The organism is Pseudomonas hormoni (genome assembly GCF_018502625.1).
In the GTDB taxonomy this organism is placed as follows: domain Bacteria; phylum Pseudomonadota; class Gammaproteobacteria; order Pseudomonadales; family Pseudomonadaceae; genus Aquipseudomonas; species Aquipseudomonas hormoni.
Window position 1 is genome coordinate 167,508 of sequence record NZ_CP075566.1, and the last position, 15,654, is coordinate 183,161.

The 15,654-nt window shown below is 60.3% G+C and carries 12 protein-coding genes; 8 read left to right on the forward strand and 4 right to left on the reverse strand.

Going from position 1 to position 15,654, the window contains the following annotated elements:
* Positions 1-170 precede the first annotated feature (170 nt).
* Positions 171-1,214, reverse strand: coding sequence for a coiled-coil domain-containing protein (locus KJF94_RS00735; protein WP_214380634.1), 1,044 nt, complete (start codon positions 1,212-1,214; stop codon positions 171-173).
* A gap of 316 nt (positions 1,215-1,530) precedes the next feature.
* Here KJF94_RS00735 and KJF94_RS00740 point away from each other — a divergent pair, with 316 nt between their 5' ends.
* A complete protein-coding gene (locus tag KJF94_RS00740; RefSeq protein WP_128871926.1) occupies positions 1,531-1,836 on the forward strand; it encodes a DUF6388 family protein in 306 nt (101 codons plus the stop codon).
* A 96-nt stretch (positions 1,837-1,932) separates the two neighbouring features.
* Here the strand turns inward: KJF94_RS00740 and nadC are convergent, their stop codons facing one another.
* Positions 1,933-2,781 carry a carboxylating nicotinate-nucleotide diphosphorylase gene (nadC, locus tag KJF94_RS00745; RefSeq protein ID WP_214380635.1) on the reverse strand — a complete coding sequence of 283 codons (849 nt, stop codon included), beginning with the start codon at positions 2,779-2,781 and terminating at the stop codon, positions 1,933-1,935.
* A gap of 348 nt (positions 2,782-3,129) precedes the next feature.
* Here nadC and KJF94_RS00750 point away from each other — a divergent pair, with 348 nt between their 5' ends.
* The 5 genes from KJF94_RS00750 to KJF94_RS00770 all read left to right on the forward strand — a co-directional run bounded on the left by KJF94_RS00750 (position 3,130) and on the right by KJF94_RS00770 (position 9,786).
* A complete protein-coding gene (locus tag KJF94_RS00750) occupies positions 3,130-5,346 on the forward strand; it encodes a DUF1631 domain-containing protein (RefSeq protein ID WP_214380636.1) in 2,217 nt (738 codons plus the stop codon).
* Between the two features lie 64 nt (positions 5,347-5,410).
* Positions 5,411-5,971 (forward strand): 1,6-anhydro-N-acetylmuramyl-L-alanine amidase AmpD, encoded by a 561-nt coding sequence (gene ampD, locus KJF94_RS00755; RefSeq protein WP_214380637.1) that lies wholly within the window; start codon positions 5,411-5,413, stop codon positions 5,969-5,971.
* Complete coding sequence (ampE, locus tag KJF94_RS00760) at positions 5,968-6,804, forward strand: regulatory signaling modulator protein AmpE (protein ID WP_214380638.1); 837 nt, start codon at positions 5,968-5,970, stop codon at positions 6,802-6,804. Before ampD ends, ampE begins: the two co-directional genes overlap by 4 nt.
* Before the next feature lie 321 nt (positions 6,805-7,125).
* Positions 7,126-9,156: a methyl-accepting chemotaxis protein gene (locus KJF94_RS00765; protein WP_214380639.1), complete on the forward strand. Its 2,031-nt coding sequence runs from the start codon at positions 7,126-7,128 to the stop codon at positions 9,154-9,156.
* 240 nt (positions 9,157-9,396) lie between these two features.
* Positions 9,397-9,786, forward strand: a complete 390-nt coding sequence (locus KJF94_RS00770; protein ID WP_214380640.1) for a hypothetical protein — start codon at positions 9,397-9,399, stop codon at positions 9,784-9,786.
* Here KJF94_RS00770 and KJF94_RS00775 read toward each other — a convergent pair whose 3' ends face one another.
* On the reverse strand, positions 9,787-10,563 hold the full coding sequence (locus KJF94_RS00775) for a TatD family hydrolase (RefSeq protein WP_214380641.1): 777 nt from the start codon (positions 10,561-10,563) through the stop codon (positions 9,787-9,789). It lies immediately after the preceding gene.
* A 3-nt stretch (positions 10,564-10,566) separates the two neighbouring features.
* Positions 10,567-11,562, reverse strand: coding sequence for a catabolite repressor/activator (gene cra, locus KJF94_RS00780; protein WP_214384682.1), 996 nt, complete (start codon positions 11,560-11,562; stop codon positions 10,567-10,569).
* A gap of 282 nt (positions 11,563-11,844) precedes the next feature.
* Here cra and ptsP point away from each other — a divergent pair, with 282 nt between their 5' ends.
* Positions 11,845-14,706 carry a phosphoenolpyruvate--protein phosphotransferase gene (ptsP, locus tag KJF94_RS00785; protein WP_214380642.1) on the forward strand — a complete coding sequence of 954 codons (2,862 nt, stop codon included), beginning with the start codon at positions 11,845-11,847 and terminating at the stop codon, positions 14,704-14,706.
* Positions 14,706-15,647 carry a 1-phosphofructokinase gene (gene pfkB / locus KJF94_RS00790; RefSeq protein ID WP_214380643.1) on the forward strand — a complete coding sequence of 314 codons (942 nt, stop codon included), beginning with the start codon at positions 14,706-14,708 and terminating at the stop codon, positions 15,645-15,647. Before ptsP ends, pfkB begins: the two co-directional genes overlap by 1 nt.
* Positions 15,648-15,654: the final 7 nt, after the last annotated feature.

The window sequence follows — 15,654 nt, forward strand, 5'->3', positions numbered from 1 at the left end:
TTTGTGAAACATTCCTGCTGCGTGTTGTTCACCATCCAAGATGCTCGGAGCCTCGGCTGCCGGAAGAAATTTCCCGGCATATCTTTTAAACCTTATGTTTTGAGCTATTTTGAGCTGGCTTACGTGTAGAAGGTCGCAGGTTCGATTCCTGTCTCGGGCACCATCCCCTGTTATTTCACCTTGCTTCGCAGATCATCCACGGCGCGTTTCAGTTGATCCAGTTGGCTGTCCTGACTGCTGACGTCCCGCTTCAGGCTGGACAGGTCGCTGGCGCTCGCATTGGAGTTCGACCCGGCGCTGCGCTTCAAGTCTTCCACCTGGCTGGCGAGCCTTTTCAAGTCGCTGTCCTGTGCGCTGACGGTGCGCTTGAGGTCGCTGACTTCGCTGGAGCTGGAGCTGGAGCTTGAGCTGGAATTCGAGCCACTGCTGCGCTTGAGATCGTCCATTTGACTGGCGAGCTTTTTAAGGCCGTTTTCCTGTTCGGCGACGGTACGCTTGAGGTCGCTCACTTCGCTGGAACTGGCGCTTGAACCCGAGCTCGAGCTGCTGCTGCGTTTGAGATCGTCCACGGCCTTGGCCATGTTCTTCAGGCCGTTTTCCTGTTCGCTGACAGTACGCTTGAGATCGCTCACTTCGCTGGAACTGGCGCTTGAACCGGAATTCGAACTGCTGCTGCGTTTGAGTTCGTCCACGGCCTTGGCCATGTTCTTCAGGCCGGTTTCCTGTTCACTGACGCTGCGCTTGAGGTTGGCGACTTCGCTGGAGCTGGAACTGGAGCTCGAACCACTGTTGCGTTTGAGCTCTTCCAATTGCTTGGTGAGTTCTTTCAGGTCCTTCTCCTGTTCGGTGGTGGTCCGTTTCAGGTTGGCTATCTCACTGGCACTCGACGTGGAGGTCGTTCCGTTGTTGCGCTTGAGTTCTTCAATAAGTCGCGCCTGTGCTTCAAGGTCTTTCTTCAGTTCCTTGATGTCATTCGTATTGGTTTTAGCGGAGCTCTCCAGTGTTTCCGCGCTGAGAACACTGAAATTGCTCCTGACCATGACGTCCTTGCCATACAGGTTGTGGATGACGAGGAATTTGTCGGAGGAAGCAGGGTTGTCCGAGGTGAACTCCAGGCTGGCTTGGGCCGTAGTGGCCAATGCCATGTTGCCAAGAAAAAGGGCGGCCATGCCGGTTGCCAACAGGGTAGACGGAAGCTTCTTGAAAATGCGCATCACCTGAATTCCTTGTGAAGTGCCTAGATGGCACATCGCTATGACTTTGCCTTTTGAAGGTTGTTCCTGAGGTGCGAGGGAATATTTTCAGAAACGCCGATCAACATTTTTTTTGTGGAATTGATGTAAAAGTCCATATAAATCGTCTTCCAAACGTCCTATATTCGGACATTGCACGAGCACCACCCTGCAGTTTTCAAATGATCCACGAATGGTTCTGAAGGCCAGACAAACCGGGCTTCACACGGTTTTTTGCGTCAGAGAGATCCTTGATGATCCAGATCCATCTTCCATTCCCCCGATCAGTGAGAACGACATGACTGTTAAAGAATTGACCCAGGAAGCCAGGCACGAAGAAGCCCTGAAGAAGTACTTGCTCGAATCGCCCCAGCTGGCGGAAGAGATCAAGGACCTGCCCGCCGACGATCAGAAAGACCAGATCCAGTGGGCGTTCGAGGATGAGGCCGAGTCTCAGGGCTTGCAGCCGTGGGAGTTGACGCTCAAGTACACGTCGAGCCCGGAAGAATTCGAAGCGGCGCGGCTGGTGCTGCACAAGGAGGCGGCCGAGGTATTGGGCGTCGAGTGGGAAGAGTACTGCGAGATGAACAATCTGGTGGTTTGACCCGTGTAGGAGCCAGCTTGCTGGCGAAGGCGGCGTAACAGGTACACCGCGTCGCCTGGATCGCCAGCAAGCCGGCTCCTACGGTTTTACGTCGTATCAGAGGCTCAGGCGCATCGACAGGTCGACAGCCTTCACGTCCTTGGTCATCGCCCCGATCGAAATGTAATCCACCCCGGTTTCCGCAATCGGCAGCAACGTGCTTTCGTTGATGCCGCCGCTGGCTTCCAGTTTTGCCTTGCCGCCATTCAGGCGCACGGCTTCGCGCATATCATCCAGGCTCAACTCGTCGAGCATGATGATGTCGGCACCCGCCGCCAGCGCTTCCTTCAGCTCTTCCAGGCTTTCCACTTCAATCTCCACCGGTTTGCCCGGGGCGATCTTGTGCGCGGCGTTGATCGCCTCGGGGATGCCGCCGCTGGCGGCAATGTGGTTTTCCTTGATCAGGAAGGCGTCGTACAGGCCGATGCGATGGTTGTGGCAGCCGCCGCAGGTCACCGCGTACTTTTGCGCCAGGCGCAGGCCCGGCAGGGTTTTGCGGGTGTCGAGCAACTTCACCTGGGTTTGCGCAACGAAGTCCGCCAGGTATTGAGCGCGAGTGGCCACGCCGGACAGCATTTGCAGGAAGTTCAGTGCGCTGCGTTCACCTGTCAGCAGTGACCGCGCAGGGCCTTCGAGGTGGAACAAGGCCTGATTGGGCTTCACCCGCTCACCATCGCGCACTTGCCAATGCACCGCCACGCGCGGGTCCAGTTGCCGGAACACCGCATCCACCCACGCGGTGCCGGCGATGACAGCGGCGTCGCGGGTGATGATGGTGGCTTTGGCCAGGCGTTCGGCCGGGATCAACTGCGCGGTGATGTCGCCGCTGCCGATGTCTTCGAGCAACGCACGGCGCACGTTGGCTTCGATTTCGGCGGTCAAATCGGCGAGACGTAGATTCGGCATAACGGACTCCACAAACAAAGTGGCCCGATTATAGGGCCATGGCACGGAGCAACCCAAGGCGTGAGAGACCTTCCGGTCGCTCTGAAACCTGCATTTGGTCGATTTGCCCGAGCAATTGGCGTTAAGCGGCGGTCAATCCGAAACGTCTATTTCTATGAGAAGCACAGAGTCCGCTGGCACACGGGACATCTTTTACAAGATAATGCGCCTTTCATTTGACGTCATAGCATTGACGTACTTTGTGTCCCGGATTATTGAATGACAGCGGATGGGCAGTGTCCACCGTTGAGCGCGGTTGTGAGGCCGGCGCACCGATCTACCGACGCATCACCGTTTCAGGAGGCCAGGATGCACAACGACGGGAATGTAGTGCCTTTGCACAAGGCGGCTACCGATCAGGCGACACCTTCGCCGCTCGCCCGTGTGCCTGTGATTCTGCTTCAGGTTCGCGACAAGGCCGCGCTACAGCTCAGGCATGGTTTGCAGGAGCTGTTCGATAACGCCGACGACACGCTGTTCGAAATGGCTGACCGCGCCCGAAACGATATCGAGCAGAACCTCTTTTTCGAAGCCATGCGCGACTTGCGCCTCAAGCGCAAAAGTATCGAGCGGGTTTTTCTCGAACAATTCCTCGAGGCGTTTGTCGGGCTCACCCGTAACGACACTACCAAGTCTGCCTTGCCCCGGACACTGGCCTTCGACACCTCGGCTGCTCAGTCCGGCGATGACCTGGAACGCAGCGTGGCGGTGGAGGCCATGGTCAACAAGGTGTTGAGCCGTGACGGTTTTGGTCTCGATCAACTGACCGCTCGGCTCAGCATGTTGCTGGGCAAGAAGCTGGTGGCTAAGCACAACCCGCTGGGGCCGGCGATGCTGTGTGATTATTTCATGCAGGCCGGGCGTAATCTGGGAGTGGAGATCAAGGTCAAGCTGATCATCCTGAAGCTCTTCGAGCGCTATGTGCTCAGCGACACCGACCAGCTCTATATCGAAGCCAATCAACTACTGATCGCCACCGGCATATTGCCTGACCTCAAACCCGCGCCGACGCGGCGTGCGACTGATCGGGCGGAGGCCAGTGTCCGTGCCGAGCCCGCCGAAGCCGGTATCCACGCCGGTAGCACGCAGATCGACGACGGCGTGCAAGAGGTTTTCGCGGCGCTGCAGGAGTTGCTGTTCCACGTACGCGGCAGTGTCGCGCCGACGCTGGAAGTCAGCGCCACGGCGCAGCCGATTTCCACCCGCGACCTGCTGCGCCTGCTCTCGCATTTGCAGCAATACGTGCCAGCGCCAGCGGCCCAGGACGATTTCGACCTGCGCAACCAGCTTGAACAATTGCTGACCCGGGTCAGCGTCAAAAGCGGCAAGTCGCGCGTCGTTGGTGTGGCCGATGAAGACGTGATCAACCTGATCGCCATGTTGTTCGAATGCATCCTCGATGACCGCAACCTGCCGGATTCTCTCAAGGCGCTGATTGGCCGCTTGCAGATCCCGATGCTCAAGGTGGCCGTGCTCGACAAGAGTTTCTTCAGTCGCAGCAGTCATCCGGCCCGCCGTCTGCTCAACGAAATCGCCGCTGCCGCCATGGGTTGGGGTGAATGCGATGACCATCAGCGCGACAGTCTGTACGTGCGTATCGAGCAAGTCGTTCAGCGATTGTTGAACGATTTTGTCGACGATCCAGCCATTTTTTCCGAGCTGTTGGCGGATTTTCTCGCGTTTACCTGCGACGAGCGTCGTCGCAGCGAGCTGCTGGAACAACGCACCCGCGACGCTGAAGAGGGCCGCGCAAAAACCGAAATGGCCCGTCAGCGCGTCGAACAGGCGCTGAACCAGGTGCTGTTGGGCAAGGTTCTGCCGCAGCGGGTGGTGGCATTTGTCCAGGAGGCCTGGAGCCAGGTGCTGCTGCTGACCTGCCTCAAGCACGGCGATCAGTCGGCCGAATGGCACGCCGATGTGCAAACCATGGAACAACTGGTCTGGAGCGTGCTGCGTCATGACGAACCTGACGCGAGCCTGCGCCTGTTGGCGTTGGTGCCGGGGTTGCTCAAGTCCTTGCGTGACGGGTTGAGCAGCGCGGCGTTCGATCCGTTCGCCACCGGGGAGTTTTTCAGTGAGCTGGAAAGCCTGCACGTCCAGCTGTTCGAACGCCCGGATCAGACACCTGCAACCCCCCGCGAGACCGAGGCGCCGGTGATGGTGCAAGTGCAGGAAGAAATCGTTCTGCGCACTGCTGACGAAGGGGTGGTGGCGCCGACATCGGTACGCTTGCCGACGGATGATGCGGGGCTGATTCAGGTCGATCAACTGCACGTGGGCTGCTGGGTCGAGTTTCAGGAGGACGAGGATCACAACCTGCGCTGCAAGCTGGCTGCGATCATCGAGGCCACGGGCAACTACATTTTCGTCGACCGTACCGGGATGAAAGTACTGGAGCGCAGCCGTACCGGCCTGGCCCTGGATTTTCGCAGTGGCGCGGTGCGGACCCTGGACGACACCCTGCTCTTCGACCGGGCGCTGGAGTCGGTAATCGGCAACCTGCGGCGTCTCAATCGCGGCAAGTGATCGCGCGCCGAGGGGCTATCGCGGCATACTGGGCGCCAACACAGTCGACGTTGAAGGAACCTGTATGCAGTTGGACCCCGCGAGCGGTTGGTGTCAGGGCGTGAATGTCTGCCCTTCGCCCAACTTCAATGCGCGCCCCACGGGCGAAATTTCCCTGCTGGTGATCCACAACATCAGTCTGCCGCCGGCGCAGTTCGCCACCGGCAAGGTGCAGGAATTTTTCCAGAACCGGCTGGATGTCACAGAGCATCCCTACTTTGAAGGGATCGCCGACCTGCGGGTGTCCGCGCACTTTCTGATTGAGCGTGACGGCACTGTCACTCAGTTTGTCTCGTGCCTAGAACGCGCCTGGCATGCCGGCGTGTCGTGTTTCGACGGTCGGGAAACCTGTAACGATTTTTCCGTGGGCATCGAGCTCGAAGGCACGGATGATCTGCCGTTCACCGACGCTCAATATGATGCGTTGACGGCCCTGACCTTGCAGCTGCAAAGCACCTTTACGGGCATCACCGCACAGCGCATCTGCGGACATAGCGACATCGCGCCGGGGCGCAAGACCGATCCGGGGCCGGCGTTCGATTGGGCTCGTTATCGCGCGGCCCTGGCTAAAGAGGAACAAGAATGAGTTTTCTGGTGTTGCTGTTGGCGGTGTGGATCGAGAAATTTTCGGCGCTGCGTCATCGGATTCAACGTGACGGCGGCTGGGTACGCGAGCTGCACAAGCTTGAAGTCAGCCCGCGTCTGGCCAACCGTCCGTGGTTGATATTGGTTATTCTGGTGTTGCTGCCGGTGGCGCTGCTGGGCTTACTGCTGGTGGTTCTGGAACCGGTGGCTTACGGACTGATGGCGTTGCCGGTGCATTTGCTGGTGGTCATCTACAGCCTGGGCCGTGGCGATCTACTGGCCGGTCTCGGGCCGTTTCGCGATGCCTGGCGCCGGGAAGACCTGCAAGCCGCCGCTCACGTGGCAAAGCGCGACCTGGATATTTGCGCTGACAGCGGCGAACAACTGCTGGAACGGGTTCAAGGGCATCTGCTCTGGGAGGCCTACCAGAGCTTTTTTGCGGTGATTTTCTGGTACTTCCTGTTGGGCCCGGTGGCGGCGTTGAGCTATCGACTGCTGGCACTTGCCGAAGAACATGGGCAAAACCTGGCGGTCGTCGAGCGCGCCGCACAATTGCGCCACGCGTTCGATTGGGTGCCGGTGCGTCTGCTGGCGGCCAGCTTCGCGTTGGTCGGCAACTTTGTTGCGGTCAGCCGGGTGATGCTGCATGAACTGCTGAACTGGAACATCAGCGCCGCCCAGTTGATCGAGAAGGTAGGGCTGGTGGCCGGTGAAATTCCTGCACCGGTGGTCGGGCCGGACGGCATCAACAGTCTCGACCGGATCTGGGAATTGCTGCTGCGGGCGGCGGTGCTCTGGTACGCCGGTTTTGCGCTGTGGACGGTATTGCCATAACCCGACGCATATCTGAGGTGAACTCATTGTGGCGAGGGAGCTTGCTCCCGCTGGGGTGCGAAGCACCCCCGGCACGCGTTCAGACAGAACGGGTTGCCCGGTTTGCGACTGCTACGCAGCCGAACGGGAGCAAGCTCCCTCGCCACAAGGTATATCACTTGTCTGAAAGGACACCCTCTGCCTGAAGAGCAGCGCCCCCGTTAACCTTAAGTTACAAACCCCCCAGCCGATTTAAGCTATACAGAGATGGCACTGAATAGTGGCTATCTGCTGCCTGTCTGTGCCTGCCAATAAAAATAAGAATGCAAAGGGAGACTTCCAGTGAAGAGCTTGCTCTATCCCGCCGTCGCGCTAATGAATCGCCTGAGCTTCGGCATGAAGTTCAGCCTGATCAGCGTTCTGTTCCTGGTGCCGATGCTGGTGACCAACTTTTACCTGGTGCGCGATTCCTATCGTGAATTCCAGGGCACTCAGGTCGAACTGCAGAGCCTCGACCTGCTGGGCAGCAGCCTGACCTTGCGACGCGACCTGGAAACCCTGAACAACCTGGTGCAGATCAACGTCACCCTTGGCCAATCCGGTAAGGCAGGCAATGTCGAGACCAAGATCAGTGCCCTGGAACAAGGCGTTCTGGCCCGCCTGCAAGGGCTGACGGCGATGACCACCGATCCGGAGCAAATCACGGTTTTCGATGGCAAGCGCGATGAAATGATCACTGCGTTCAAGGCCCAGCAAACGGAAAACTCCCTGCAAAGCAAAAGTGCGCTGATCGGCAAGTTGCTCGGCAATGCCCAGATTTTCAGCCAGATCATCGCCAGTCAGGCCGGTTTGAGCCGTGACAGCCAGAGCGACATGCGTCAGCTCACTGAACTCATTACCAACGTCACGCCGCCCGTTACCCAGACATTGGGCGATGGCCGCGCGATGGGCTCCTACTCGCTGGGGCAAGGGTTCCTCAATTCGTCGTCGAGCACCCGTTTCGATGAGTTGCTGGCGCAGATCGAAAAGCTGCAGGCCGAGTACGGCCTAAAGTTGCAGGACGCGCTGGGCTCAAGCAAAGCGGCGCGTGAAACCCTGGCCTCCCAGGCCGAGAGCAGTAAGGCGACGCTGAAAAAAGCCAGCGAACTGTTCGAAGAACAAGTGGTGATGGCTGACACCCTTGATGCGCCGTGGCAGGACTTCTACGATCAGGTCACCGGCCTGATGGACCAGACTTACCAACTCAACGAAGCCACCCTGAAATTCCTCGACACCCAGTTGCAGCAGCGACTGGCTCAGAACCGTACGCACATGGTCCTGCAGGCCGTCGCGCTGTCGGTGGTATTTGTGTTGATCTTTTACCTCTATGGCGGTTTCTACGCCTCGACCCGCACCACCCTCAAGCGTCTTGGCGCGATGATGGACAAGGTGGCAGCCGGCGACATGACCGTGACCTTCAACGCCAACAGCCGTGATGAGCTGGGTGAGTTGGGCGAGGTGTTCAACGGCACCGTGAAGAAAATACATGACCTGATCGAGCGTGTCGGCCACACCGTCGGTGAAGTCGAGCGTCAGGCCGGACAGGTCGAGAATGTGTCGGCCCAGAGTAACCAGGCCGTCGCGGGGCAGCGCACGCAGATCGAACAGGTTGCCACGGCCATGAACCAGATGTCGGCCACGTCACTGGAGGTGGCCCGCAGCGCTGCGGCGGCGGTCAACAGTGCCCACAGTGTCAACGACGAGACCATCAGCGGTCGCGGTCTGGTGGAGTCGCAACAGGGCAGCATTGCCGCACTGGCCAGTGAGATCGATCAATCGGTGCTGGTAATCAATCAACTGGCCAGCGACAGCCAATCCATCAGCCGCGTGCTGGAGGTGATTAAAAGCATCGCCGAACAGACCAACCTGCTGGCGCTCAACGCGGCCATCGAGGCGGCGAGAGCGGGCGAGCAAGGCCGAGGTTTCGCGGTGGTGGCGGACGAGGTCCGGACTTTGGCCAAACGCACCCAGCAATCCACTGAAGAAATCGAGCAGATGATCACCAAACTGCACAGCGGTGTCGGTGCAGCGGTGAAAGCCATGGGCACCAGCCATCAAATGGCCAATGGCACGGTCGGACAGTCGGAAAAGGTCCAGCAAGCGTTGGAAAATATCCTTGGGGCGGTGGGAATGATCGTCGACCAGAACCAGCAGATCGCCGCCGCCGTAGAACAACAGACCGCCGTGGCGCACGACATCGACCAGAACATCGTCGAGATCAACCGTGCCGGCGAGCGCACCGCCGAAGGCGCGCACCAGACGGAGAACGCCAGTCGGGCGTTGTCGGCTCAGGTGGTGGAGTTGAAACAGCTGATCAGCGCGTTTCGGGTCTAGAGAACGCCTGAAAACCCATGTGGGAGCGAGCCTGCTCGCGATAGCAGCCTATCAGTCAGCACACTTGGTGACTGTTACACCGCAATCGCGAGCAGGCTCGCTCCCACAGTTTTTCGGGCACTACCTGTAGTATTTATTACCTCCCCGCGTCGGCAAAATCCGGTTTTCCCCCAGGCTCTGGCATTTGGTCTTCAATGAAGGATGATCCACAACCCTGACCTACCCTGAGGAGGCTTGGTTATGTCCTTCGCTACAACTGGAATCCAGGGGCACTGTGCCCATTGCGGGAGCATTCGGCTACTCGAACCCTGGCAACTCAACGCCATCGCAATCAACGAAGCATTCCCCTGTTCCCACTGCCACAAAGCCTTACAACTGAGCGACCCGAAACAGATCAGGCGCATCAAGTCCCTCGACTCACTCGCGATGTTGCGAGCCAGTATGTTGGTAACGGTTTGCACCGCGCTGCTGGTGGCGTTAGTGATGGAATGGGTCGGTTTGCTCAGCGTCGTCGAACAGCTGAATTTCTCGCTGGTTGCGATTCTGATCTACTGCGGCGTTATTCAGTACGCGAGGCATCGGCAACACATCATGCTGATTCTCGATACCGCGAAGGCTCACGCCGACTGACTACCAGTTGAACAGCTCACAGGCATTGGTCGTGCTCGCGGTGGCCAGTTGCCCAGGACTGACCGCCATGATCCCCGCCAGCGCCTCGCAAATCGCCGGCAGATGCGCCGGGCTGTTGCGTTGACCGGGAAACATGGCGGGCGCCATGTCCGGTGAGTCGGTTTCCAGCACCACCGATTCCAGCGGCAACTCGGCCAGCACACGGTGCATGCGCAACGCCTGCGGCCAGGTCGCCGCGCCGCCAAGACCCAGTTTGAAACCGAGCCTGATGTACTCGCGGGCCTCTTCCTTGCTGCCGGCGAAGGCGTGAATGATGCCCGCGCGTTTCAACTTGAAGCGCTTGAGCGTGGCAATCACCGCCGCATGGCTGCGTCGCACATGAATCAGCGCCGGCAGATTGAAGTCCGCTGCCAGTTGCAGTTGCGCGTCGAACAGCGTCTGCTGGCGCTCACGATCGAGGGTTTCGATGAAGTAATCCAGGCCGATCTCGCCCACGGCACACAACTGTTGATGGCCCGCTAACCGGGTCAACCAGTCACCGAGAGCCTTCAGATCCTCAGGCCGATGCTCATCCAGATACACCGGGTGCAAACCGAACGCCGCGTGCAGATCGGGATCGCTCAGGACCAAATCCCAGACTCGCTGCCAATTGGCCTGATAAACGCCCAGCACCACCATCCGCCGCACGCCGAGGGCGCGGCTCTGGGCGAGCAGCGCCTGACGATCCTCGTCGAAGTCCGGAAAATCCAGATGGGTGTGGCTGTCGATCAGCTCCACGGTTCAATCCTGGCGAATACGCTGCTTGAAGGTCCGCGCGATGGCTTGCACGCCGGGCTGGTAATCGGACTGCTCGATGGCGGCGAGGGCCAGTTGCAGCGCTTTGTCGGCGATCAACTGGTGTTGCTGGGCCATGGCGTTGACGGGCAGTGGCAGGAAGTCCAGCAACTGCGTATCACCGAATGTACCGAGGCGCAGCGGGCGGGTTTTCATCGGGAAGTCGTGCAAGGCGTCGAACACGCCCTGAAGCAACACGTAGGACGTGGTTACCAATGCATCCGGCAAATGACCCAGGCGCTGGAGCAGGTCTTCCATCAACTGCCTGCCGCACTCGCGACTGAACGATTCGCCGTGTTCGATCAGGATTTCGCCTTTGAACCCGGCCAGTGCTTCCTTGAACCCGGCCGCCCGCTCCTGGCTGATGCTCAGTTCAGGGCGTGCGCCGATCAGGGCGATCTGCTTGGGCAGCGGGTCGAGCAGGCTGCGCGTCAGTTGCAGGCTGGCTTCGCGATCATCGCTGATCACCGAGCAGAAATGCTCAGGCTCCATGACCCGGTCGATGGCGATGATCGGGATACCCTTGGCTTGCAACTGACGGTAGCTGTCATCACCGCTCGGCAGGCAACTGGCGACGATCAACGCGTCGCAACGACGGGCGCGGAACAGTTGCAGCAATTGCCGTTCGCTGTCCGGCGCGTCGTCGGAGCTGGCGATCAGCAACTGATAACCACGGGCCCGGGCACCTTGCTCCAGCAGTTTGGCGATTCGTGCGTAACTGGGGTTTTCCAGGTCCGGCAAAATGAAGCCCAAAGTGCGGGTGTGCCGACTGCGCAGCCCGGCCGCCTGGGGGTTGGGCGTGAAGCCATGTTGCTCGACGACCGCGCGCACGCGCTCGACGGTGGCACTGCTGATGCGTTGCTGTTCGGCCTTGCCATTGATGACATAACTGGCGGTGGTCACAGACACACCGGCCAGCTGGGCGATATCACTGAGTTTCAACTCGGGTTTTCCTTGTTTGTCGGCCGACATTTTCGCCAATCCTACCCGATTCAGGCAGGCAACTATTGTCGCAGCCAATCCGACAAGTTGGACTTCAAGGATGGGACATTATCGAGTAACGTGCCAATCATTCTAGATTAAACGTTTCAGCAGGCGTATTTTCTACGTTTCAGGTGCATTTGGCCGGTTCTGCCGTGAAACCGCCAAAAGTGATGGTTAAGCGCCTAAGCTGACTCATTCAAAACAATACCTGGCACCTTAAGGTGCCAAAAAGGAGAAAGCATGCTCGAGCTCACGAAAGAGCAGATTTCCATGGGCCAGTCGGCCGTGGACAAGTCCGCAGCGTTGCATTTGCTGGCACAACATCTGGTCGCCGACGGCCTGGTCGCCGAGGGTTATCTCGCCGGTTTGCAAGCACGCGAAGCCCAGGGCTCGACCTTTCTCGGTCAAGGTATTGCCATCCCCCACGGTACGCCGGAAACCCGCGATCAGGTGTTTTCCACCGGCGTGCGGCTGATGCAGTTTCCCGAGGGCGTGGATTGGGGCGATGGTCAGATCGTCTACCTGGCGATTGGTATTGCGGCCAAATCCGACGAACACCTGCGACTCCTGCAACTGCTGACCCGCGCCCTCGGCGAGACCGATCTGGGCCAGGCCCTGCGGCGCGCCGGTTCCGCCGAAGCCTTGTTGAAACTGCTGCAAGGCGCGCCGCAGGAACTGGCGCTGGATGCACAGATGATCGGCCTGGGTGTGTCGGCTGATGACTTCGAAGAACTGGTCTGGCGCGGTGCCCGTTTGCTGCGTCAGGCAGATTGTGTGAGCAATGGTTTCTCCGCGGTGTTGCAACAGGTCGAAGCGCTGCCACTGGGCGATGGCTTGTGGTGGTTGCACAGCGAACAAACGGTCAAGCGTCCGGGCCTGGCCTTCGTCACCCCGGATAAACCGATGCGTTATCTCGGTCAGCCGCTCAGCGGCCTGTTCTGTCTGGCCAGCCTCGGCGAGGCGCATCAGGCCTTGCTCGAACGCCTTTGCGCGCTGCTGATCGAAGGTCGCGGCCATGAATTGGGCCGCGCCACCAGCAGCCGCAAAGTGCTCGAAGTGCTCGGCGGTGAACTGCCGGCAGACTGGCCGAGCGCGCGCATTGCGCTGGCCAACGCCCACGGCTTGCACGCGCGTCCGGCAAAAATCCTCGCGCAACTGGCGAAGAGTTTTGAAGGCGAGATTCGCGTACGCATTGTCGACGGGCAGGACAGCGCGGTGTCGGTGAAGAGCTTGAGCAAGCTGCTCAGCCTCGGTGCCCGTCGCGGTCAGGTGCTCGAATTTGTCGCCGAGCCAAGCATTGCCGCCGATGCGTTGCCGGCGTTGTTGGCGGCCATCGAAGAAGGCCTCGGTGAAGAAGTCGAACCGCTGCCGGCCGTGAGCCAACAGCGCGAAGTCGTCGCGGATGTGGCCGAAGTGTTGCTCGCGCCGGCGTCCGGTAGTGTGGTTCAAGCCATCCCGGCAGCACCGGGCATTGCCATCGGCCCGGCACATATTCAAGTGCTGCAAACCATCGACTACCCGTTGCGCGGTGAGTCCGCCGCCCTTGAGCGCGAACGTCTCAAGCAAGCGCTGGCAGACGTGCGCCGCGACATCGAAGGCTTGATCGAACGCAGCAAATCCAAAGCCATTCGCGAAATCTTCATCACCCACCAGGAAATGCTCGACGACCCGGAATTGACCGATGAAGTCGAGACGCGCCTCAAGCAAGGCGAAAGCGCTGAAGCGGCATGGATGGCGGTGATCGACGCGGCGGCGAAACAACAGGAATCGCTGCAGGACGCCTTGCTTGCCGAGCGTGCCGCCGACTTGCGCGACATTGGCCGTCGCGTGCTGGCGCAACTGAGCGGCGTCGAAACCCCGAGCGAACCCGATCAGCCGTACATTCTGGTGATGGATGAAGTCGGGCCTTCCGACGTGGCGCGTCTCGATCCGGCCCGCGTCGCCGGCATTCTCACCGCCCGTGGCGGCGCTACCGCGCACAGTGCCATCGTCGCCCGTGCACTCGGCATTCCGGCATTGGTCGGCGCAGGTGCGGCGGTGTTGCTGCTGGCGCCGGGTACGCCGCTGCTGCTCGATGGCCAGCGCGGTCGCCTGCATGTAGACGCCGATGCCGCGACCTTGCAGCGTGCCACCGAAGAGCGCGACACCCGCGAGCAACGTTTGAAAGCGGCGGCCGAACAACGTCATCAACCGGCGCTGACCACCGACGGCCACGCGGTCGAAGTGTTCGCCAACATCGGCGAAAGCGCAGGCGTCACCAGCGCCGTGGAGCATGGCGCCGAAGGCATCGGCCTGCTGCGCACCGAACTGATTTTCATGGCCCACTCTCAGGCGCCTGACGAAGCGACTCAGGAAGTCGAATACCGCCGCGTGCTCGATGGCCTCGCCGGTCGGCCGCTGGTGGTGCGCACCCTCGACGTCGGCGGCGACAAACCGCTGCCATATTGGCCGATCGCCAAGGAAGAAAACCCCTTCCTCGGCGTGCGCGGCATTCGCCTGACCTTGCAGCGTCCGCACATCATGGAAGCGCAATTGCGCGCCCTGCTGCGGGCCGCTGATAACCGCCCGCTGCGCATCATGTTCCCGATGGTCGGCAGCGTTGACGAGTGGCGGCAGGCGCGGGATATGACCGAGCGGCTGCGTCTGGAAATCCCGGTCGCGGACCTGCAACTGGGGATCATGATCGAGGTGCCATCGGCTGCGTTGCTGGCGCCGGTGCTGGCCAAGGAGGTCGACTTCTTCAGCGTCGGTACCAACGACCTCACTCAATACACCCTCGCCATCGACCGTGGTCATCCGACCTTGTCGGCCCAGGCTGACGGCTTGCACCCGGCCGTGTTGCAACTGATCGACATCACCGTGCGCGCGGCCCATGCCCATGGCAAATGGGTCGGCGTGTGCGGCGAGCTGGCGGCCGATCCGCTGGCGGTGCCGGTGCTGGTCGGTCTTGGCGTGGACGAGTTGAGCGTGTCGGGCCGCAGCATTGCCGAGGTCAAGGCACGCATTCGCGAACTCAGCCTGGCCCAGACTCAAACCCTCGCCCAACAGGCCTTGGCCGTGGGCAGCGCAAATGAAGTGCGCGCATTAGTGGAGGCCCTGTAATGGCCAAGATCCTGACCCTGACCCTCAACCCGGCGCTGGACCTGACGGTGCAGTTGCCGCGCCTTGAGCCCGGTCAAGTCAACCGCAGCGACGAGATGCACACCCACGCCGCCGGTAAAGGCGTGAACGTGGCGCAGGTGTTGGCGGACCTTGGGCATCAGCTCACCGTCAGCGGTTTTCTCGGCGAAGACAATCTGCAAGCGTTCGAAACCCTGTTTGCCAAGCGCGGTTTTGTCGACGCGTTTATCCGCGTTCCCGGCGAAACCCGCAGCAATATCAAACTGGCGGAAAGTGACGGGCGCATCACTGACATCAACGGCCCGGGGCCAATGGTCAGTGAGGCGGCGCAGCAGGCGTTGCTGGATCGACTGGATCAGATTGCGCCGGGGCATGACGCGGTCGTTGTGGCCGGCAGCCTGCCTCAAGGCATCAGTCCCGAGTGGTTGCAGGCGCTGATTGTGCGCTTGAAAAATCTTGGCTTGAACGTCGCGCTGGACACCAGCGGCGAAGCGTTGCGGGCAGCGCTGAAGTCCGGCCCGTGGCTGATCAAACCGAACACCGAAGAACTGGCCGAAGTGCTCGGCTGCGAGGTGATTTCGGTCGCGACTCAAGCCGAAGCGGCGAGCCGCTTGCATGCGCAAGGCATCGAGCACGTGGTGATTTCCCACGGCGCCGACGGCGTGAACTGGTTCAGTGTCGGCGCGGCGATGCATGCCACGCCACCCAAGGTCAGCGTCGCCAGCACGGTGGGCGCAGGGGATTCGTTACTGGCCGGCATGCTTCACGGTTTGCTCAGCGCCGACACGCCGGAACAGACCCTGCGCACCGCCACGGCGATTGCTGCGATGGCGGTGACCCAGATCGGTTTCGGGATCGGCGATGCGACGCAGTTGGCGCGGCTCGAACAGGGTGTGCGCGTGCGCCCCCTGACAGAACAATAAGAGGGTT